Source organism: Pseudoalteromonas sp. NH0006-26 (assembly GCF_057552415.1).
In genome coordinates this window covers 119,380-138,682 of the sequence record NZ_BAAJMJ010000002.1, presented here as the reverse complement: position 1 = coordinate 138,682, position 19,303 = coordinate 119,380, and the positions used below count along the sequence as shown (strand labels likewise).

At 39.9% G+C, this 19,303-nt stretch carries 18 protein-coding genes; 12 read left to right on the top strand and 6 right to left on the bottom strand.

Going from position 1 to position 19,303, the window contains the following annotated elements; all coding sequences use genetic code 11:
• Positions 1 to 26: 26 nt before the first annotated feature.
• Positions 27 to 2,027 carry a marine proteobacterial sortase target protein gene (locus AC27JR_RS03325; protein ID WP_487172779.1) on the top strand — a complete coding sequence of 667 codons (2,001 nt, stop codon included), beginning with the start codon at positions 27 to 29 and terminating at the stop codon, positions 2,025 to 2,027.
• Positions 2,024 to 2,629 (top strand): class GN sortase, encoded by a 606-nt coding sequence (locus tag AC27JR_RS03320; RefSeq protein WP_096038710.1) that lies wholly within the window; start codon positions 2,024 to 2,026, stop codon positions 2,627 to 2,629. Before AC27JR_RS03325 ends, AC27JR_RS03320 begins: the two co-directional genes overlap by 4 nt.
• On the opposite strand, the gene AC27JR_RS03315 is transcribed toward AC27JR_RS03320, so the two are convergent.
• Entirely contained in the window at positions 2,524 to 3,483 is a 960-nt protein-coding gene (locus tag AC27JR_RS03315; protein WP_033102849.1) for a DMT family transporter, read from the bottom strand. The two genes, AC27JR_RS03320 and AC27JR_RS03315, sit on opposite strands and share 106 nt — an antisense overlap.
• A gap of 131 nt (positions 3,484 to 3,614) precedes the next feature.
• Here AC27JR_RS03315 and proB point away from each other — a divergent pair, with 131 nt between their 5' ends.
• The 3 genes from proB to gltX all read left to right on the top strand — a co-directional run bounded on the left by proB (position 3,615) and on the right by gltX (position 6,719).
• Complete coding sequence (proB, locus tag AC27JR_RS03310; protein ID WP_487172778.1) at positions 3,615 to 4,718, top strand: glutamate 5-kinase; 1,104 nt, start codon at positions 3,615 to 3,617, stop codon at positions 4,716 to 4,718.
• A gap of 106 nt (positions 4,719 to 4,824) precedes the next feature.
• Positions 4,825 to 5,184: a glutaredoxin family protein gene (locus tag AC27JR_RS03305; protein ID WP_008111110.1), complete on the top strand. Its 360-nt coding sequence runs from the start codon at positions 4,825 to 4,827 to the stop codon at positions 5,182 to 5,184.
• Between the two features lie 50 nt (positions 5,185 to 5,234).
• The gene (gene gltX / locus AC27JR_RS03300; protein WP_008111109.1) at positions 5,235 to 6,719 is read left to right on the top strand and encodes a glutamate--tRNA ligase; all 1,485 of its coding nucleotides are present in this window, start codon (positions 5,235 to 5,237) and stop codon (positions 6,717 to 6,719) included.
• Positions 6,720 to 6,776: 57 nt separating this feature from the next.
• Here the strand turns inward: gltX and AC27JR_RS03295 are convergent, their stop codons facing one another.
• On the bottom strand, positions 6,777 to 7,628 hold the full coding sequence (locus AC27JR_RS03295; protein WP_487172777.1) for a CPBP family intramembrane glutamic endopeptidase: 852 nt from the start codon (positions 7,626 to 7,628) through the stop codon (positions 6,777 to 6,779).
• Positions 7,629 to 7,715: 87 nt separating this feature from the next.
• Positions 7,716 to 8,111, bottom strand: coding sequence for a hypothetical protein (locus tag AC27JR_RS03290; RefSeq protein ID WP_487172776.1), 396 nt, complete (start codon positions 8,109 to 8,111; stop codon positions 7,716 to 7,718).
• A 156-nt stretch (positions 8,112 to 8,267) separates the two neighbouring features.
• On the opposite strand from AC27JR_RS03290, the gene AC27JR_RS03285 reads away from it, so the two are divergent.
• The 5 genes from AC27JR_RS03285 (at position 8,268) to AC27JR_RS03265 (ending at position 12,813) form a co-directional block, all read left to right on the top strand.
• On the top strand, positions 8,268 to 8,972 hold the full coding sequence (locus tag AC27JR_RS03285) for a DUF3581 domain-containing protein (protein WP_016900441.1): 705 nt from the start codon (positions 8,268 to 8,270) through the stop codon (positions 8,970 to 8,972).
• 91 nt (positions 8,973 to 9,063) lie between these two features.
• Positions 9,064 to 10,311: a DEAD/DEAH box helicase gene (locus tag AC27JR_RS03280; protein WP_487172775.1), complete on the top strand. Its 1,248-nt coding sequence runs from the start codon at positions 9,064 to 9,066 to the stop codon at positions 10,309 to 10,311.
• A 962-nt stretch (positions 10,312 to 11,273) separates the two neighbouring features.
• Positions 11,274 to 11,786, top strand: coding sequence for a hypothetical protein (locus AC27JR_RS03275; RefSeq protein ID WP_487172774.1), 513 nt, complete (start codon positions 11,274 to 11,276; stop codon positions 11,784 to 11,786).
• Positions 11,787 to 11,922: 136 nt separating this feature from the next.
• Positions 11,923 to 12,273, top strand: a complete 351-nt coding sequence (locus AC27JR_RS03270) for a hypothetical protein (protein ID WP_109874298.1) — start codon at positions 11,923 to 11,925, stop codon at positions 12,271 to 12,273.
• 114 nt (positions 12,274 to 12,387) lie between these two features.
• Positions 12,388 to 12,813: a hypothetical protein gene (locus AC27JR_RS03265; RefSeq protein WP_487172773.1), complete on the top strand. Its 426-nt coding sequence runs from the start codon at positions 12,388 to 12,390 to the stop codon at positions 12,811 to 12,813.
• 440 nt (positions 12,814 to 13,253) lie between these two features.
• Here AC27JR_RS03265 and AC27JR_RS03260 read toward each other — a convergent pair whose 3' ends face one another.
• On the bottom strand, positions 13,254 to 14,210 hold the full coding sequence (locus AC27JR_RS03260) for a methylenetetrahydrofolate reductase (RefSeq protein WP_008110265.1): 957 nt from the start codon (positions 14,208 to 14,210) through the stop codon (positions 13,254 to 13,256).
• A 259-nt stretch (positions 14,211 to 14,469) separates the two neighbouring features.
• Between AC27JR_RS03260 and AC27JR_RS03255 the strand changes: the two genes are divergently transcribed.
• Complete coding sequence (locus tag AC27JR_RS03255) at positions 14,470 to 17,352, top strand: M16 family metallopeptidase (protein WP_487172772.1); 2,883 nt, start codon at positions 14,470 to 14,472, stop codon at positions 17,350 to 17,352.
• Positions 17,353 to 17,424: 72 nt separating this feature from the next.
• Here AC27JR_RS03255 and AC27JR_RS03250 read toward each other — a convergent pair whose 3' ends face one another.
• Positions 17,425 to 17,739, bottom strand: a complete 315-nt coding sequence (locus AC27JR_RS03250; RefSeq protein WP_008110269.1) for a helix-turn-helix transcriptional regulator — start codon at positions 17,737 to 17,739, stop codon at positions 17,425 to 17,427.
• A gap of 1 nt (position 17,740) precedes the next feature.
• The gene (locus tag AC27JR_RS03245) at positions 17,741 to 18,148 is read right to left on the bottom strand and encodes a hypothetical protein (RefSeq protein WP_487172771.1); all 408 of its coding nucleotides are present in this window, start codon (positions 18,146 to 18,148) and stop codon (positions 17,741 to 17,743) included.
• 326 nt (positions 18,149 to 18,474) lie between these two features.
• Here AC27JR_RS03245 and cysE point away from each other — a divergent pair, with 326 nt between their 5' ends.
• On the top strand, positions 18,475 to 19,293 hold the full coding sequence (cysE, locus tag AC27JR_RS03240; protein ID WP_010387694.1) for a serine O-acetyltransferase: 819 nt from the start codon (positions 18,475 to 18,477) through the stop codon (positions 19,291 to 19,293).
• Positions 19,294 to 19,303 lie beyond the last annotated feature (10 nt).

Sequence of the window (19,303 nt, the reverse complement as noted above, 5' to 3'; positions counted from 1 at the left end):
TCGCAAGGCGTTCGATGGAGTGATTTATGTTGAGTAAACCCACCAAAGTGCTTACCAAGGTAAGCCTTTTTATTTTTATTATTATCGTGCTTTTGGCCAGCTTTAAAAGCCATGCACAGTCGCCAAAACTATCCTTGTTTGATAGCCAAGGAGTGGCGGTTAACCCTGGGGTTATTTTAAAAAGCGATGCAAAAATGACCCTAACAGGGCTAATTAATCATGTTGTAGTAACGCAGCACTACATAAATGAAAATCCTTTTGCCGTAAATGCACGTTATGTATTTCCTTTACCCGATGAAAGCGCCGTGCAAGCAATGACTATGCGCATTGGCGAGCGAGTTATCAAAGGTAAAATAACAAAAAAACGCCAAGCTGAAAAACAGTACCAAGCTGCCAAAAAAGCAGGCAAACAAGCTTCATTGTTGCGACAGCAACGTGCAAATATGTTTATTACAAATGTGGCAAATGTAGGGCCAGGAGAAGAAATAGTTATAACGCTTGAGTATCAAGAGATTATTGATTACCAACACGGAATCTTTGCGATTCATTTTCCAACTACAATTACGCCACGCTATCATGCAATAACAGGGGAAGTTAACGATGATCAAGATAAGCATGCGATAAAAAACGCTAATGCACCTTCGTTCACTCCACAGGGTTGGTTAAGCCCTGTTTACACAAAACAAACCAATGAGGCGGCAAATGCCAGTGATTTAAGCTTAACAATTAACATGGATATAGGCTTAGAATTGGTTGATATAAACGCTAAGTACCATCAAGTTAATATTGAAAACCCTGCATTTGGGCAATACAGCATTGTGCTAAAACAACAGCAAGCCATAAATAGAGACTTTGTACTTGAGTTTAAGCCACTTCAAATAGCGCAAGCGCAAGCTGCACTTTTTACTCAGCAAGCACAAAATGGTGAGCAGTATGCGTTAGCAATGTTAATGCCGCCAAGCGATAGTTTTACTCAATCTCAGCGTTTACCGCGTGAAATGGTGTTTGTAGTTGATACTTCGGGATCTATGCATGGGCAGTCTATTGAACAAGCTAAAAAAGCGCTGTTTTACGCATTATCATTATTAGATAGTGATGATAGCTTCAATATTGTCAGTTTTAATAATGAGGTTGCAGCCATGAGTGAGACCCCATTAATTGCCAGTGACTTCAATTTACGTCGCGCAGAGCGTTTTATTTATAATTTACAAGCCGATGGCGGAACTGAAATAAAAGGCGCACTTGATGTAGTACTCGATGGGATGCAGTTTGAAGGGTTTGTGCGCCAAGTTGTATTTTTAACCGATGGTAGCGTAAGTAACGAAGATCAGTTATTTAAACATATTGCGCATACCTTAGGTGATAGCCGTTTATTTACCGTGGGCATTGGTAGCGCACCTAACCGTTATTTTATGCGTCGTGCCGCTGATATAGGTAAGGGAACTTACACCTTTATAAGCAGTGCTCATGATGTGCAGCCGAAAATGCAGCAGTTGTTTGATAAACTTGCTCACCCGGCGATGACTAATTTAGCGTTAACAAATACAAATGGAGACAGCTTAGATTTTTGGCCCTCACCTTTGCCCGACCTATATTTTGCTGAGCCCATTATGGTGGCTATTAAATTAGACAATACCGATGCAATTACTTTTACTGGGCAAACGGCGCATGGGGAGTTTAAGGTTAAGCTTAATCCGCAAGCAAGTTCAAAAGCTACAGGAATTGATAAGCTTTGGGCACGTCAAAAAATAAAGTCGTTATTGTTATACAACCAACAAAGTGTTGTAAAACAGCAAGTGCAGCAGCTCGCGCTTGAGCATCAATTACTTAGCCCATTTACTGCGTTTATTGCCATAGAAGAGACCACTATTAAAGAAGTTGCTAAACAAAGCACACAAGTGGCTAATACTATGCCACAAGGAATGACCATGCGCTTGCCGCAAACAGATGGGCAAAGCAAAATGCATATTGTGTTTGGAGCATTACTACTTCTAGGTGGTCTGTTGTTAGTAAGGCGCTGTAAATGAAAAAGTGGCTAAGCATAGGTTTACTTGCCTTTGGGCTGAGCTTGTTTGGCCATGGTGTATACATGCAGTCAAAGGCATGGCTTGCACAAGTGTTAATAGAGCAAGCTTGGCAAAGAGCCCTTAAATCGCCCAATAAAAAAATTAAGCCGTGGTTTTATGCTGATAGCTACCCGGTGGCACAAATAATATGGCCAAAGCATAATAAACGACTAACCGTGCTTGATGGTGCAAGTGGTAGAAACTTAGCGTTTGCGCCGAGCCACTTTTTACCAGCAGGGGATTTAGGTGGGGCTGATTTTGGTAACTCGCAAGGAGCACTTATTGCCGGCCACAACGATACCCACTTTGCGTTTTTAAAAAACGCTAAAGTGGGGGAGCAATTTTCTCTACAACTTAAAAATGGCCAAGTGCAGCATTATTCAGTAACACATGTTGAGGTAATTAATCAGTACAACACCGATTTTTTGCAGCAATCAGGGCTGTATTTATTAACCTGTTACCCTTTTGATTCACTGGCCTCGGGTACCGATTTAAGATGGTTAGTGTCGGCAGAAATATCCTCACCCGAAGTTGAGTTAGGAATATCGACCACTAGTTCTTGATGGCGTTGGCTAATCATTACGCCTATAAACACCACAAATATGCTGATCCACTGCCCAAGAGTTAGTACTTCGTTGAGGATAATGGCTGACAAAATTAAAGTGAAAATAGGGATTAAATTAGAGTAAGCCGCGGCGGTTAATACCGACACTTTACTAATCGCATAGTTGTACATGCCGTACCCACCCAAAGTAACACAAGAGCCTAAGTACAATATGCTCATTAGTGCGGTTAAATCGTGTTGGTTTTCACTGGGTAGGTCAATAAACAGTAAAAACGGAGCAAAAAACAAACTACCACTCACGCCTTGCAGAGCAATCAATGTGAGCGGGGAGTAGCGGTTAGCTAAATGTTTTATACACACGGTATAAAATGCCGCGCACACCATGGCCATTAATTCTAAAAAATTTCCCAGTAATGGGTTTGGGGCTTGGCTTGAACTCGGTGAGAGCAAGGTCAGTAAAATACTGCCGCCAATACACAGTGTAAAACCCACCACAATAGCTTTACTAATATGCTCTTTGAGCATGAAAAATGCTAAAAATGCCACAATAATAGGTAAACAAGAAACAATCACCCCCGCCTGAGACGCTGAAGTGTACTCCATTGCGTGGCCTTCAAATAAAAAGTACAAGCAAGGCTCTGCCAGCGACATGCCTAATAAGTACTTCCAATCGCCTTTTAAATATTCAAAGCGAATTACGTAACGCCATAAACATAACGAAATTAGTAAAGTGGTGAGCATACGTAAAAATATCACCAAAGCTGGATCATAAATCGCAATCGCGTATTTAAGTGCAATAAAGGAGCTACCCCACAAAAAGGTGGCAATAATTAAGCATAAACTGGCAGGCATAAGGTGTAATTTAATCGGTTGAATATAGTGCGATCCTAGCATGCAGAAGGGGTGATTGAATATTTTTTACTTGTTCAAAAATACCGAACTGGTATAAATAAATTCATCATTTATTGCGCTAAGTAAAAAACATGCAAAGGGATCAGATCGTAGTTGTAAAGCTAGGTACAAGTGTACTCACTGGCGGTACCGATAAGTTAGACAAAGCACATATGGTGGAACTGGTTCGCCAATGCTGTGAGCTAAAAAAGCAAGGTCATCACGTTATTTTAGTATCAAGCGGTGCGGTTGCTGCAGGTCGCGAACAGCTATTAAAACCCTGTGGGCGCACATTAATAGACAAACAAATGTTGGCCGCCATTGGACAGGGGCAGCTCATTCATATTTGGCAAAGCTTATTTGCGTTGTATGGCATTAACGTCGGGCAAATGCTACTAACGCGCGCGGATGTTGACGACAGAGAGCGCTATTTAAATGCCCGCGATACCCTCAATGCCTTATTAAATTATGATGTAGTGCCGATCATTAATGAAAACGACGCAGTTGCGACCAGTGAAATTAAAGTAGGTGACAACGATAACTTGTCGGCATTGGTGGCTATTTTAGCCAATGCCGACAAATTACTGCTACTGACCGACCAACAAGGGTTATTTACCAGCGATCCGCGCACCGACATTAACGCCACCTTGATTGACGAAGTTACCCATATTAATGATGAGTTACGCCAACTTGCGGGTGGCAGCGGTACAAACCTAGGCACAGGGGGCATGGCAACCAAGCTACAGGCCGCAGATATTGCCAGAAGAGCTGGGGTTGAGGTGATTATTGCCAAAGGCGCTGATGAAAATGTGATTTTAAAATGCATGAGCGAGCAACTGCCTGGCACCCGTTTTTTAAAACTTACCGCCCCTAAAGATGGCCGAAAAAAATGGTTATTGGCAGGGCCTAAAAGTAGCGGCCAAATTTTAATTGATGCCGGTGCGGTGCATGCATTGCAATCTAAGGGCGCTAGTTTACTTGCTAAAGGCATTACGCGTGCTATTGGTGAATTTGAACGTGGAGATTTAATTAACTTAATTGATGTAAACGAGCAAATTATTGCACGCGGGTTAACTCGCTTTAGCCATCTTGAAATCGATAAAATAAAAGGCGCACACTCTAATCAAATCAGCCATTTACTTGATTACGATAGCGGCGTGGAAGTGCTACACAGAGATGATATGGTGGTGTTGTAATTAAGCACTTTTTTAACGATATAGCGCAACGTATAATCCGCTTATAGTGTTGCGCTTTTTTGTGTTAAAATCTTGCACCTTAAATTTGTTGTAAAGAGTATTGAAGATGAAATTAGTTCGCTGGGTTTTAGGTTGTATCATCTTATTTTTTAATTTTGTTTTTACGCCGCGTAGCAAAAAACGTGATCCGCAAGAGCAAACTAAGCTTGATCAGCAAACCGCACAATTTAAGCTCTATCAATTCAAAGCATGCCCTTTTTGTGTAAAAGTGCGCCGTTCAATTAAGCGTGAAGGCTTAAAAATTGAAACACGCGATGCAAAAAATGATGAGCAATACCGCCAAGAGCTATTAGAGCAAGGCGGAAAAGTTAAAGTACCTTGTTTACGTATTGAGCAAGATGGCCAAGTAAAATGGCTTTATGAATCAAACGATATTATTGCTTACTTAAACAAAGTAGCCGCTTAAAATATTTATTGGTATTTCATACCATCTCACTTATTAAAAGAGACATTACCATGACAATTCGTACCCGTGTTGCTCCGTCGCCAACTGGTGACCCGCATCTTGGCACCGCTTACATTGCCTTATTTAACTACTGTTTTGCTAAACAGCAAGGCGGTGAATTTGTACTTCGTATTGAAGATACTGACCAAGTTCGCAGCACACCTGAATCTGAACAAGCCATCATGGATAGCTTACGCTGGTTAGGCCTTGAATGGGATCATGGTCCTGATGTAGGTGGTGAGTTTGGTCCATACCGTCAATCTGAGCGCAGTGATTTATATAAAAAATACGCTCATCAGTTAGTTGAAGACGGCAAAGCATTCTACTGTTTCGCAACCAGCGAAGAACTGGACCAAATGCGTGAAGAACAAATGGCCGAAGGTCTGCGTCCTAAATACGATGGTCGTGGCTTAAACCATACAGAAGACGAAATTAAAGCAAACTTAGCAGCGGGTAAACCTTACGTTATTCGTATGAAAATCCCAAGTGAAGGTACCTTTAAGTTTAACGATTACCTACGCGACGAAATTGAGATCCCGTGGGAAAACGTAGACATGCAAGTGCTATTAAAAGCGGATGGTTTTCCAACGTACTTTTTAGCTAACGTGGTGGATGATCACCATATGCAAATTAGCCACATTTTCCGTGGTGAAGAGTGGATAAACTCAGCGCCTAAGCTATTAAAACTGTATGAAGATTTTGGTTGGGAAGCACCGGTACTAGGTCACTTACCATTATTGCGTAATCCAGATAAATCAAAACTGTCTAAGCGTAAAAACCCAACGTCTATTAATTACTACAAAGAAATGGGTTACTTACCAGAAGCGGTACTAAACTACTTAGGCCGTATGGGTTGGTCAATGCCTGATGAGCGTGAAAAGTTCACCCTTAATGAAATGATTGAACATTTTGACATGAAGCGTGTATCGCTTGGTGGCCCAGTATTCGACGTAGACAAGTTAAGCTGGTTAAACGGTATGTGGATCCGCGAAAACTTAACTGATGCAGAGCTAATGCAGCGTTTTGTTGACTGGAAATTTAATGGCGACATGCTGGCTAAAGTATTACCAGAAGCTAAAACGCGTATAAATACGCTCTCTGACATGGTTGATTTAGCAGGGCACTTTGTAGGGGGCATCCCGACTTACGACCCAGCGCTATTAACCGCAGGTAAAGCTGACGAAGATGTTATTCGCCAAGCGCTGCAGTTTTTTGTATGGCAGCTAGAAGGCTTACGTAGCTTTGAAAAACCAGCTATTTTTGCAATTGCAAAAGAAGTAGCCACCTTCCACGAGCTTAAAATTAAAGACTTCTTAGAGCCTATATTTGTGGCTATTACCGGCAAAACATCATCAACTTCGGTATTAGATGCAATGGAGATTTTAGGATCAGATCTATCGCGTGCACGTTTACGTGTTGCGCTTGCCCATTTAGGTATTTCTAAAAAGCAGGCTAAAAAGATAGAACGCGCATACCGTGATTATCCAAGTGCGTAATCGCGTATACAGATTCAAAAGCCGCTTAATTTAAGCGGCTTTTTTGTGCCTGTAATTCTAAGATGGAGTTGCCAGCATAGGGTAAGTAAATAAGAAAAAATGAAACACGTTAACGAGCCAATGACATAAAATGGCCCATTCTAATCGGCTTGTTTTATAGTAAATATAGCCATAACCAAAACCTGCTACGGCCGCCACGAGCATATAATGAGTACCCGCTGAAAAGTGTGCCAGTGAAAATACACAAGTACTGATCACCGGTGCCAGTAATGCAAACCTGCCCGGGGTTATTAGTTTTGAAAGCTTAGTTTGTATTATTCCTCTAAATAATGCCTCTTCTGCAACGCAGGTAAAAAGTAGGTTGATGGCTATAAATAGCAACCAAAATTCAGGTACTTTTGGCGCAAATTCAACAAGGTTTAACGTTAAAGCAGTTATAAGCGCCGCTAAAATGGTGATAATTATGATTAAAGCAGGGTAGCCGATAGTTATTGGCTTTGCCGTTTTGTTTTTTGCAAAAAAATAAGCGCTCAGCATTAAACCCGCTAATGCTTTATCGAAATTAGCATACAGGGTAAATGCAATTGCGTTACTGGTGACTTGTTCATTAACAACAATTGGCAGGTTATTAAACCCCGCAAACCAATGTAAGGCTAACCCGAGGGAGGCTGTTAAAAATAAAGACGTTAGAACATTCCGTTTTAACGCTGAGGTTGCCAATAGCGTAAAGTGAAACAACCCCACATAAACAGCTATAACAGCAACCGCGTTTAAATTTATATACTCTTGATAATAGGCAGTAATAACACTTAGCAGCAATAAGTATTGCCATAATGGTTGGCGAAATACAGTGAGTTTACACTGTGGGAAAACACATAAAATAGCGGCAGCTAAAAAGTAAAAAGTCATTGGCAAATACAGCTTGTTGTTTGATAGAGGAAATGAGAGAAAACGAATTACATAGCGTTATAGTCTCAATTAGATAATTTTGAGCTATTAATAATTATAGGCTTGTCCGGTACAAATAACGGCTAAATCACAATTGTAGCGAGATACTGATTGGCATTGATCCAGTGTAAATGCATTGCCACCTAAATAAAGCACATCGTTTTTAAGGGATTCTATAGCTTGTGATTTCAAACGGTTATAGGTAATTGAGGATGTTCGCGTATTATCTGATTCATCGCAGCTTTCGCCTTTTATTCCACCAAGGGGGCTTGCACCTCTATCGAGAGCGTCCTGAATACTGTAAAACTGCTCTAGGCCACGTTTTTTAATGTGGCTTGAAACGTGTTCTGATAAAACGTCGTCGTCGATATTGGTTGTGTAAGTAACGTTATTACAGCCAGTTAAAAATGAAACCGCACATATTAATAAAGAAAAATACTTCATTAGTTAATCCCTTAAACTCGTATTTGCCTAATTTACTTAGTAAATTAGCGAGTTGCAAATTATCATTTTTCGTCTTTATTAAACAGATTCGACCTCTCAAGATTTTTTTTCTGGTAGTATAGCTAGGTTATAAGCAGTTTAAGCAGTGAACACACTATGTTAAGTCCTTACTATCAGCAGCATGCTGATTATGTTTCAATTTCTCGTGAGCAAGGTTGTCGCTTTGCTAAATGTGTAGCCGACGACTACAACCCGCTTCATGATAAAGACGCTAAAAAGTTTTGCGCACCAGGAGACTTACTTTTTTCTCTAGTGTTAGACCGCTATGGCATTAGTGAGCGAATGGAGTTTACCTTTGCCGGTATGGTTGATGAAAATACCAAGCTAAATTTTCCAGAACAACCTGGAGAAGAGTTTGATGTAAACCATGGCGAAAAAGTAATTTTAAAGGTTAAACGCGACGGTAAAACCAGTAAATGCCCAACACTTACAAACAGTTTAATAAAAAATTATGTTGAGTTCTCAGGTGCTGCGTTCCCGCATGTAATTATTCCTTTAATGGGCAAGCAAGAGGTAATGATAAATCCTGCGCGGCCTATGATTATTTATGAATCAATGATCATTAACCTTAATAACATTGATATTAAATCACCGACCCTTGAGTTTGCAGAGCCAAGCTTTGAATACGCTGGTAAACGCGGCAAAATAACCTTGCGCTTTAATTTATTAGAAAACGGCGAAAAGGTGGGTTTTGGTGAAAAACACATGGTGGTATCGGGTATTCGTGAATACTGTCAAAGCACCGTAGATGATTTAATTGCATTTTATAATGAGCGTAAAGCCACATTAAAACCGGCTTAAACACTTCATTTTACTTAGGCGCTATTTAGCGCCTTTTTTATTACTTAAGCTCAGGTATAATAGCGTTCTTTGTTATTTTAAAGCCAAGCTTATGTCTGCCACATCGTTCTCATCACTAGCCCTAGACCCGTTACTATTAACGGCAATAGAGCAAAATAATTACACCACACCAACCGCTATTCAGATTAAAACTATTCCGCCGATTTTAGCGGGCAATGATGTAATGGGCAGTGCGCAAACCGGCACAGGTAAAACAGCCGCTTTTGTTTTGCCGCTATTACATAAGCTTTTAAATACCGCTAAAAAAGACGAACCAGGCATTGCCCGTGTGGTTATTTTAACGCCCACTAGGGAGCTTGCTCAGCAAGTATTTGCAAGCTTTGAAAAATACGCACAAGGTACAGATATAAAAGGTGCACTTGCCTATGGTGGCGCAAGCATTGGCCCACAAATCAAAGCACTTAAAACAGCGCAAGTAATAGTGGCAACGCCAGGGCGCTTACTTGATCATATAGTGAAGGGCAGTGTGGTGCTTTCAAGTGTTGATTCGTTAGTATTTGATGAAGCCGACCGTATGCTTGATATGGGTTTTATTGACGAAATTAGACGAATACTGCGTCACATCCCAGGCGATCGTCAAACCTTACTGTTTTCCGCCACCTTTGATGACAGTGTATTTGAGCTGAGTAAAAAATTGCTCAAAGACCCTGAGCTTATTGAAGTCGATAAGCGCAACTCTGCTGCTGTAGAGGTTGAACAAGTTATTTACGCAGTAGATGAAGACAGAAAGCGCGAACTGGTATCGCACATGATTGGCATGAAAAATTGGCGCCAAGTGCTCATTTTCACCCGCACAAAACAAATGGCCGATAAGCTTGCCAAAGAAATGTGTAAAGATGGTTTAAAAACCGAATCTATTCATGGTGATAAATCGCAAGGTGCTCGCGACCGTGCTCTTCATAACTTCAAAGAAGGCAGTACGCGTGTTCTAGTGGCGACTGATGTAGCCGCGCGCGGTTTAGACATACCGGCACTTAAATACGTAATTAACTTTGAATTACCATACATAGCTGAAGATTATGTGCATCGTATTGGCCGTACAGGAAGAGCTGGCGAGCAAGGTTTAGCGATGTCATTAGTGAGCTTAGATGAGCAATGGCTACTTGAAGAAATTGAAGTACTGCTTGATACCCGCTTAACACCACAATGGCTTGAAGGCTACGAGCCCGACTTAAATAAGCCGCCTAAAGATAACCGCAAAAATACCAACAAAGCGCGTAAAGATCGCGATAAAAAACGTATTACAGGGCAAAGAGCGCCAAATAGAAGACGTAAATAAAAGCGTTCAGTTTTTAGCTATCAGTTGTCAGTTGTCAGTAAAAAAGAGCCCAACACGGCGTTAAATTTAGCGCCGTGGTTTGCTGCATCTTCTTAATTCACTACCTCTCCCTGTTAGTTCTTTTTAGCACACAGCTTAAGTGTTAAGTCATTGTATTGTTTACATGTAATCAATAAAGTGTAATTATTTTGTCGAGAATGAAATCAGGTGATTAAAACGTAAAATATAAAAAAGGAAGTAGAATTGGATTATCTCAATTGGTTGAAAAAGGAATACGCTGAGCTAGGTAATGTGTCAGACGAAACTATTAATGCTCATATAAACTCAGCAAAAATGGACTCTCAGCTATTTAGGGAGTTTATCAAAGTCTTAGGATTTTTAATTTTTGTGGTTCCATTCAATTTGTATCTGTCTATTTCAGAGATAGTCACGTTTAATAGTGCTTACTATTGGCTTATTGTGATCTTTTCGAGTTTTATTGGGGTTTTTGTTGCATTGTATTGCGAACAAACCTTAATTAAGAAACAGCTAAAAAAAACAATCCGCGATAAACACAGTAATAAAATATAAATTTAAAAAGAAATTGACCGGCGAATTACATTATAAAAATAAAAAGGCAAGCCATATAGGTGTAGTAGCTCATATCTGATCTTACAGCTGAGGAGAATTAGTTTAGACTTCACCTGACAAGCAGCTATGAGCGAGAAGCGGTCATTGATATTGGCTAAATATCGTCGTTAATTGATTTGTTAAACTGTTCTTTGCGCATATATTCATGAAAATGAGCGATGCGCGCATATTGTTCTATTTAACTTTTCTTTAAAGTTTTAGAAAACTTAGTGATAGTAATACCTTAGGTTATTTGTTAAAACTATATAATGTAGAAAAATGAGCGTGGAGTCGGCAGAAATATGCGCGATGAGCGCACTATTAAATTGTTATGCATCAAAAGGAATTTGAGATTGGAGTATTTTTTAAAAAAGCACGGAGATAAGTCATTCGGCCTATTTATGGTCATCTCGATAGTTCCCCTGCTAATGTACGAAACAGTATTAAATTCGTCATTCGTATGGGCGTTTAAGTATTTGTCAGTTCCTATCGTTATTATTTGCTTCTACGTTTACTTTAAAAGAATTCCAAACCTACGCCGCGAATCTGGAGAATTGAAAGGAATTACACTAACGACTGTTGTTGCTGCAATGCTCCTCCTTATGAGTGGAGGCTTTGTTCTAGGGTTCAATAATTTCATTGGTCCCCAATCTGATTTTCAGTTAAGCGGCTCTGTTGTAAAGCTAGACACTTATGAAAGCACCAAAGCTGGAACGAGTTACTATGTCTTCATAAAAACAGTAGATAACGGAAAAACTCTTAAACTCGATGTATCTAAGAAAAATTATACAGCGTTAAAAGTTGGAGATTTTTACTCAGAGCCATGGAAAAAGGGCTCGTTGGGGTTGTTGTATAAACGCAAGTAGATGCATAACAATCGCATTAACTCGCTCGCGGGCTCGCTGGGACAATAACACGTAGGCTCAGTCGCTTCGCTCCAATTTTAGCCTACGTGTTATTGCCCATTATGCGGGCGTTATGTTTCACGGAGGAAAATTGAATATGAGTAACATTATTGACATTACTAGCCTAGATGGTTTTAAAGCTAATCAAAATGAAAAGATAATAGATAGGGAGCTTTTTCATCCTAATCCAGAAGTTCTGAAGTTATGGAAGGCAATGGTAAAAAACACACTCAAAAAATTTCCGTCTAGTCCAGAACCTAGCGTCCCGGCACTGGATTTATCTTTCTCTGAAAATGTTTCTGTCGCAGAACAAGAAGAAATAGTTAAAAAAATTTCTATTTTTCTCGCATCGTACAAAGAAGATGTAGCAAGACAAAATTTTGAAGCTATTAAAGCGATTGCTTTACTACAAAAAGAAATAGCTGAGTATCAAGCAAGTGAAACATAACAAAAAAATCAAGTCACTCACTTCGTTCACTGGGATGCAAACACGCAGGGCGGCTTCGCCATTATGCCCTACGTGCCTGCGCCCCTTATTTAAAAGTTAGGCATTCAGGATAGTATGCAGATAAATTTTAACAATTCAGATAGCTTCGAGATTGAGTTACTAAGTAGAGGAGCTGCAAATTATATTTATGATTGTAATTTGTTAGTGTCATTAAAAACTTCTGATTCAAAGTTAACTCAAGAAGTCTGGGTTGATGGTTATGAATTTAAATGTTTCCTTGAAGATCTGGAAAAACTGCAATCTAGCTTAAATGGCGAAGCTTCAATTACCTCTGAAAGTCCAGGAGAGTTATTAATATTAGTTAAATCTGTTGATACTTCAGGGCACTTTGCATTACAAGTAGAACTAGGAAAGCAGATTTTTATCGGCCCAGAACCTTTCTGGTCAAAAGTATCAAATGCATTTCCATTAGAAACTGCATTTTTAGATGAAGTGTGCAAAGAGTTTATTACTTCCTTCGCAGATATAAAGAATGCCTAACAAGTCATTTCAGCAGGACAAAAAACAGTTGGTTTTTGCTCGTGCCTCGCTAATTCTAACCAACTATTTTATTGCCTCTGAATGAGGCGTTACCAATGACCGCCCATGGCACTCAGCCGATAGTCGGTATAGAGTGGTTTAACTTACAGTGTAAAGCAGTTATATATCGCTAACGTGGCAAATTAGATTGTTTCTGGTAAATTCATCATTTTTGTCGGATGGCGTGGCTACGCCACTTATCCGACCTACGTCAAAATGTAGGTTGGTTAAGCCGAAGGCGCCACCCAACAGGTTTTCTGACAGATCAAGTTAGTACTTATTAAAATAAACGAAGTTAACTACTTGAACTGGTTTATTTTATGTAGCTTATCATTCTGCCCGAACCCCGAACCCCGAACCCCGAACCCCGAACCCCGAACCCCGAACCCCGAACCCCGCAATTAAGCTATTAGTTTCTCCGCAAGGTTGAGTTCCATTGTTGCTTTTAATAAACGGTATAAATTAATAGACGCGTCTATTTCTTCTTTACGATTGGTTAAGCTTTCAATATTTAAACCCAGTGGCACACCTAAGTGAGCACAGCTTTTTAAAATTGAGTCGAGGTTTTCGCGACAAATACGCACTGATTCGCTTAATGTATTTTCCGAATCAAGCATGCGCCATTTAGTTGCCTCTGGCACTGAGATACCTAGCCACTGCATAAACTCTAAGGTTTTTTCACCACCACAAGGCGTAAAGGTTAATATAATCCGATTAGGTGTCAGGCCTTGTGCTTTGCATGTGCGCGCATAACTGGTTATTAAATCTATGGTTGCTTGTGCATTGTAAACGGCTTGAGAGATAAAAAACTGGCATCCTTGTGCTGTTTTTTCTATTAAGCGTTGGTGCTCGTTGCGCTTATTTGCATGGCGCTCAGCAATGGTTACGCCACCTAAAAAGAAATCTTCAGACTGCTCTGCCAGTGTTTTATAGGCATTCGGTAAGCTCAGCTTTATATCACCCGCTGATGATGGGCTGCCCACTAACACCACGTTTTTTAAATCGTAGTCATTTTTAGTTTCATCTAACCACGCTTTAAACTCACTCACACCGCGCTGAGCTACACTTTTATAAGTAATTACATCAAGATCAGATAAGCCTCGTAAGAGTTGACTGTACTCGCGCGGATCAACTGTTTGCTTAAACGCAAATGGACGCGCTTGCTCTGTACGGCTGCTTTCATCTTGAATGTCATAAATAATCACACCGTCATATTCAATTTCGTGTAAACGGCCTAATAATTTTTCGGCAATGACTTTTAATTGCGCTTTATCAGTCCCAATTTTTGGCGGTGTTGTGCCAATTAGGTAAACACCTTGGTTGGTGTCCTGTATTTTTTCTTGAAGTGATAAAGCCATAATCCCCATTCCAGCTTAATTTGTGATGATAGATTTAATATAGCAGCCATTTAGACGTCTAGATAGATTTATTTATTGAAAGTTTCTCAATTAACGTGAATTATTTTCATGATTAAACCAAGTTACCAGCAATAACTGACACAGTTGTTTACATAATTAATAGGCTTAGGGCTCTTATATTTAACTACTTTACGGCATACTTAGTTTGGTAAATGTTTTAATACAACAACAAATTTGCTCGATTTAAAAAGGGATAACAATGAAATTTAAATTACTGGCAACTAGCCTAGCGGTATCGCTGGCCTTAACAGGTTGTGCTATGCAGCAAAGTCAAAACACGCAAACAGCAGCTCAACAAGAACAAGTTAATAAAGCAGATGAGCGTGTTTTTTCACAAGATTACCTAATAGAAGAGCTAGATAACGGCCTACGTGTGATGGTAGTTAAAACCGATTACCCAGATGTAGTATCGCTACAAATACCTGTATCTGTTGGCTCGCGTAATGAAGTGGAAGCGGGTAAAACTGGTTTTGCTCACTTTTTTGAACACATGATGTTTAAAGGCTCTGAAAAGTTTCCGCAAGATGTGTATTCAGATATTTTAAAAAATTCAGGGGTTGATAACCGCGCCTACACAACTAACGATTACACTAACTACCACTTAAATTTTTCAAAACAGCATCTTGATAAAGTACTTGAGATTGAAGCTGATATTTTTCAAAACTTAAGCTACACCGAAGAGCAATTTAGAACCGAAGCGCTAACGGTTAAAGGCGAGTACTTAAAAAATAATGCCAGTCCAATTCGTAAATTATTAAGTGCGGTACGCCAAGAAGCGTTCGAAAAACATACCTATAAACACACTACAATGGGCTTTTTTGAAGACATTGAAGCTATGCCAGATCAAATGGCCTACGGTAAAGAGTTTTTTGATAAGTTTTATAAGCCTGAATATGTATCGCTTGTGATTGTTGGTGATGTTGATCCAAAAGAGACCATGGCGATGGTTAAAAAACACTGGGGTAACTGGCAAAAAGGCGACTATGTTGCTGATATTCCTAAAGAGCCAACTCAGCAAGCGCCAAAATATGTGCATGAGCAAAACGAGGGATTACCTGGCCATTGGTTACTTGTGTCGTATAAAGGCGCCGCATGGGAGCCCCAGAAAAAAGACAGAGCCGCATTAGATTTACTCTCGCAGCTTTATTTTTCGAGCAATTCAGATATTTACCAAGAGCTGGTAGTAGAAAAACAAATCGCGAGTCAAATGTTTACCTATAACCCAGAGACAAAAGATCCAGGGTTACTGCATGTATTTGTAAAAGTTGAAAATGCCGATGATTTAGCCACAGTGCGTGATGCTATAAACCGTACGTATGCCAAAGCGCGTACCGAGTTGGTTGATAGCCAAAAACTCAGCGATTTAAAGTCTAATCTTAAATACAGCTTTATAAATGGTTTAGATTCGTCGCAAGCAATTGCCTCTACACTTGCCAGCTATATGCATTTTGAGCGCGATCCTGAGGTAATTAATCAGCTGTATAAATCGGCAGACAATATCACTAGCGAAGATATTAGAGCCGTTGCAAATAAGTATTTTGTTGATAACGCCCGCACCACAATTACTATGTCGGCACTTGATAAAGCCCCTGGTTTTGAACAAGAAAGCGATTTAAATGCCTTGGTAGCTAAGTATCAGCAAGTACCGAGTAAGCCTATCTTTAAGGTGCTTGATAAAACTAATAGCTCGCCGTTAATCGATATTAACTTATTATTTAATACCGGTGCCGCTGCCGATCCGCAGGGTAAAAAAGGCGTAGCGGCTTTAACTGCCGCAATGCTGGCGCAAGGTGGCTCAACCTCAATGAGTTACAAAGATATTAAAAAGGCAATGTACCCGCTGGCGGGTAGTTTTGGTTATCAAATAGATAAAGAAATGCTGTCGTTTCAAGGGCGTATTCATAAAGATAATGCTGCTCAGTGGTATGCCTTAGTGAGTGAGCAGCTATTAAGCCCAGGCTTTAGAGAAGATGACTTTAAGCGTCTGAAAAAAGAAATGATCGATGGCATTAAATCAGGTTTAAAAGCCTCTAATGATGAAGAGTTGGGTAAAGAAGTGCTCTACAGTGTGCTTTATAAAGGCCACCCTTATGAAAGCTATAACTACGGTGATTTATCAGATTTAGAAGCGCTGACTCTTGATGATGTTAAAGCGTTTTATAATGCTGAACTTACACAAGCTAAACTTACTGTGGGTTTAATTGGTGCTGTGCCTGAAAAACTCAAAACACAAATGTTAGCTGACTTGGCGACACTTCCAAAAGGCGAACAAAGCCGCTTAACAATCCCTGATGCGCCAGAGCTTAAAGGTCATCATGCAACAATTGTTGAAAAGTCAGCGCAATCAACAGCTGTATCGTTTGGCTTTCCTATTGATACCATTCGTAGCAGCGAAGACTGGACCGCATTGTGGTTAGTGCGCTCGTACTTTGGTGAGCATCGTAGTTCTAACAGTTACTTGTACGAACGTATTCGTCAAACCCGTGGTATGAATTACGGTGATTACGCCTACATTGAATACTTCCCTAGAGGTATGTTTCAAACTAAACCGGATGCAAACTTAGGGCGCTCTGAGCAAATATTCCAGGTGTGGCTGCGTCCACTGCGCTCAAACAACGATGCGCATTTTGCTACCCGTACCGCATTATTTGAGCTAGATAAATTAATTAAAAATGGCATGACTGAGGCAGATTTTGAAGCCACACGTAACTTTTTAATTAACTTTGTGCCACAAATGGTTGCTAGTCAAAATCGCCAGTTAGGTTATGCGCTAGATAGCGAGTTTTATAACACCGATAGTTTTGTAAACTATGTAACAAACAAGCTTAAAACATTAACTGTTGACGATATAAATCGAGTGATTAAAGACAACCTACAAACTGAGAATATCCACTATGTGTTTGTTACCGGTGATGGTGAAGATATGCAAAAACGTTTAGCAACTATGCAAACCTCGCCTATGGTGTACAACACCGATAAGCCTGCCGAGTTAGTGGCTGAAGATAAAGTGATTGCTGATTATAAACTGGCAATACCAGCGAAAAATATTGAAGTAGTAAAGGTGGATAAAGTATTTCAATAATTTAAGTTCTTAAGTTTTTAAGTACTAAAAAATGCCCCTGTGCTGTAAGCATAGGGGCATTTTTATATTTTATTAGTTACTAACTAATAGTACTGAGGCTGCACCAAGGGCAAAACTAATAACAGAGCTAATAACTAAACCAGCAATAAAACTTTTAGATGGGCTGTTATTGGCATCATTTTGGTTGTTTTCATCAAGCTTAATAAGCTCACCTTGGCGTACTTCAAATACCGCACATAAGGCCATGGTGGTTTCTTTTGAGGCTGCACCTTCTTTTTCTACTCGTTGAATGGTTCGCAAGCTTACATCGCAGGCATCGGCAAGCTGTTGTTGTGTCCAATCGAATGTGTGCCTAAGCGACTTTACCGTTGCAGGGTTTAATTGCATGTTAAAGTTTCCCTACAAATAGCTCTACGACTGCTGCTGTAGTATAGCCAAATACTGCACCACCTAATGCACAACCTAGAATAAAAAAAACCGCTTTTTTAGGATCGCTAGGAAGACTACTTTGAACTTGCTTGGCAAGCACTTCTTGATCTTTATATAGGGTGCATTCAAGTCGCCCAGTCAGTATATTGAGCATGTCAAACTTCACTTGGTACTGCGAGTTTTCAAAATCAAATTTGTGTGAGCTTTTTATATTAACACTGCGTCTACTGCTAACTAAGTCATCGTTAATATAGACTTCTTCTTTACCAGTAAAGTAGCTTCCAAAACAGGCTATTTGGTTATCGCCATCTTGAAAGTAAAATTTATAACCAAGTTTTTTTGTATTTAATATGTCGTTTTTCATCATCGTTATCCTTGTTGAGTTGATGATGCTAATTTAGCGTTTATTATTATTTTTTACGCCGTCAGCAGTACGCCAGTGGCCATTTTGGCACATGACACACGTGCTGTCATATGTTGTTATTTACTGATTTTTATTAACTTATTTTATTTTTGCATAAATGCTTAAACCTGCCTAGCTGTCATATGACATGACTTGAAAAAAGTAATATAAACCTGAAACTTAACTGGTTATATCTAATAACCAGAACAAATAACGAAGGCATTAACACCTAGGCGGCTAAATCCGTTAGAATTAGCGGTAGGCTCTTTGTACTAACTTAAGGCATTATTATGCGTCATGAAATTTGGCAACAGCTTCGTAGTGAAGCAAATGAAGTAGTAACTCGTGAACCCCTTTTAGCGAGCCATGTGTATTCGTGTATTTTAAATCATGAGTGCTTAGGGTCGGCATTGAGTTTTATTGTTGCTAATAAACTGGCTGACGCTGTGGTTTCTGCTTTTACAATCCGTGAGCTGTTTGACCAAGCTTTTGTAAAGTGTGACCGCATGCTGACACATGTTGCTCATGATATTAAAGCAGTAAAAGATCGTGACCCTGCAGCCGAAACCTACCTTACTGTGATTTTAAATTTAAAAGGGTTTCATGCGATACAAGCACATCGTTTAGCAAACTGCTTATGGCAACAAAACCGTAAAGAGCTGGCTCGCTTTATTCAAAGCCGTACCTCAGAGGTGTTTGGGGTTGATATTCACCCTGCTTGTAAAGTAGGCCAAGGCATCATGTTTGACCATGCCACCGGTATTGTTATAGGTGAAACTGCAGTAATTGAAGATAATGTATCTATATTACAATCGGTTACATTAGGTGGTACGGGTAACGAGCAAGGTGATCGCCATCCTAAAATTAGAGCGGGCGTACTTATTGGTGCGGGTGCTAAAGTGTTGGGTAATATTGAAGTGGGCGAGGGCGCACGTATTGGTGCAGGCTCTGTGGTACTAAGCCCTGTACCACCTCACACAACTGCTGTTGGCGTACCTGCAAAAATTATTGGTCGTCCCGATTGTGAGTGTCCGGCAGAAAGTATGAATCAAAACTTTTTAGAGTATCCCGAGCCAGAAAACGAATCGCACACCAGTGCAATGCTTTAAAAAATAAAAA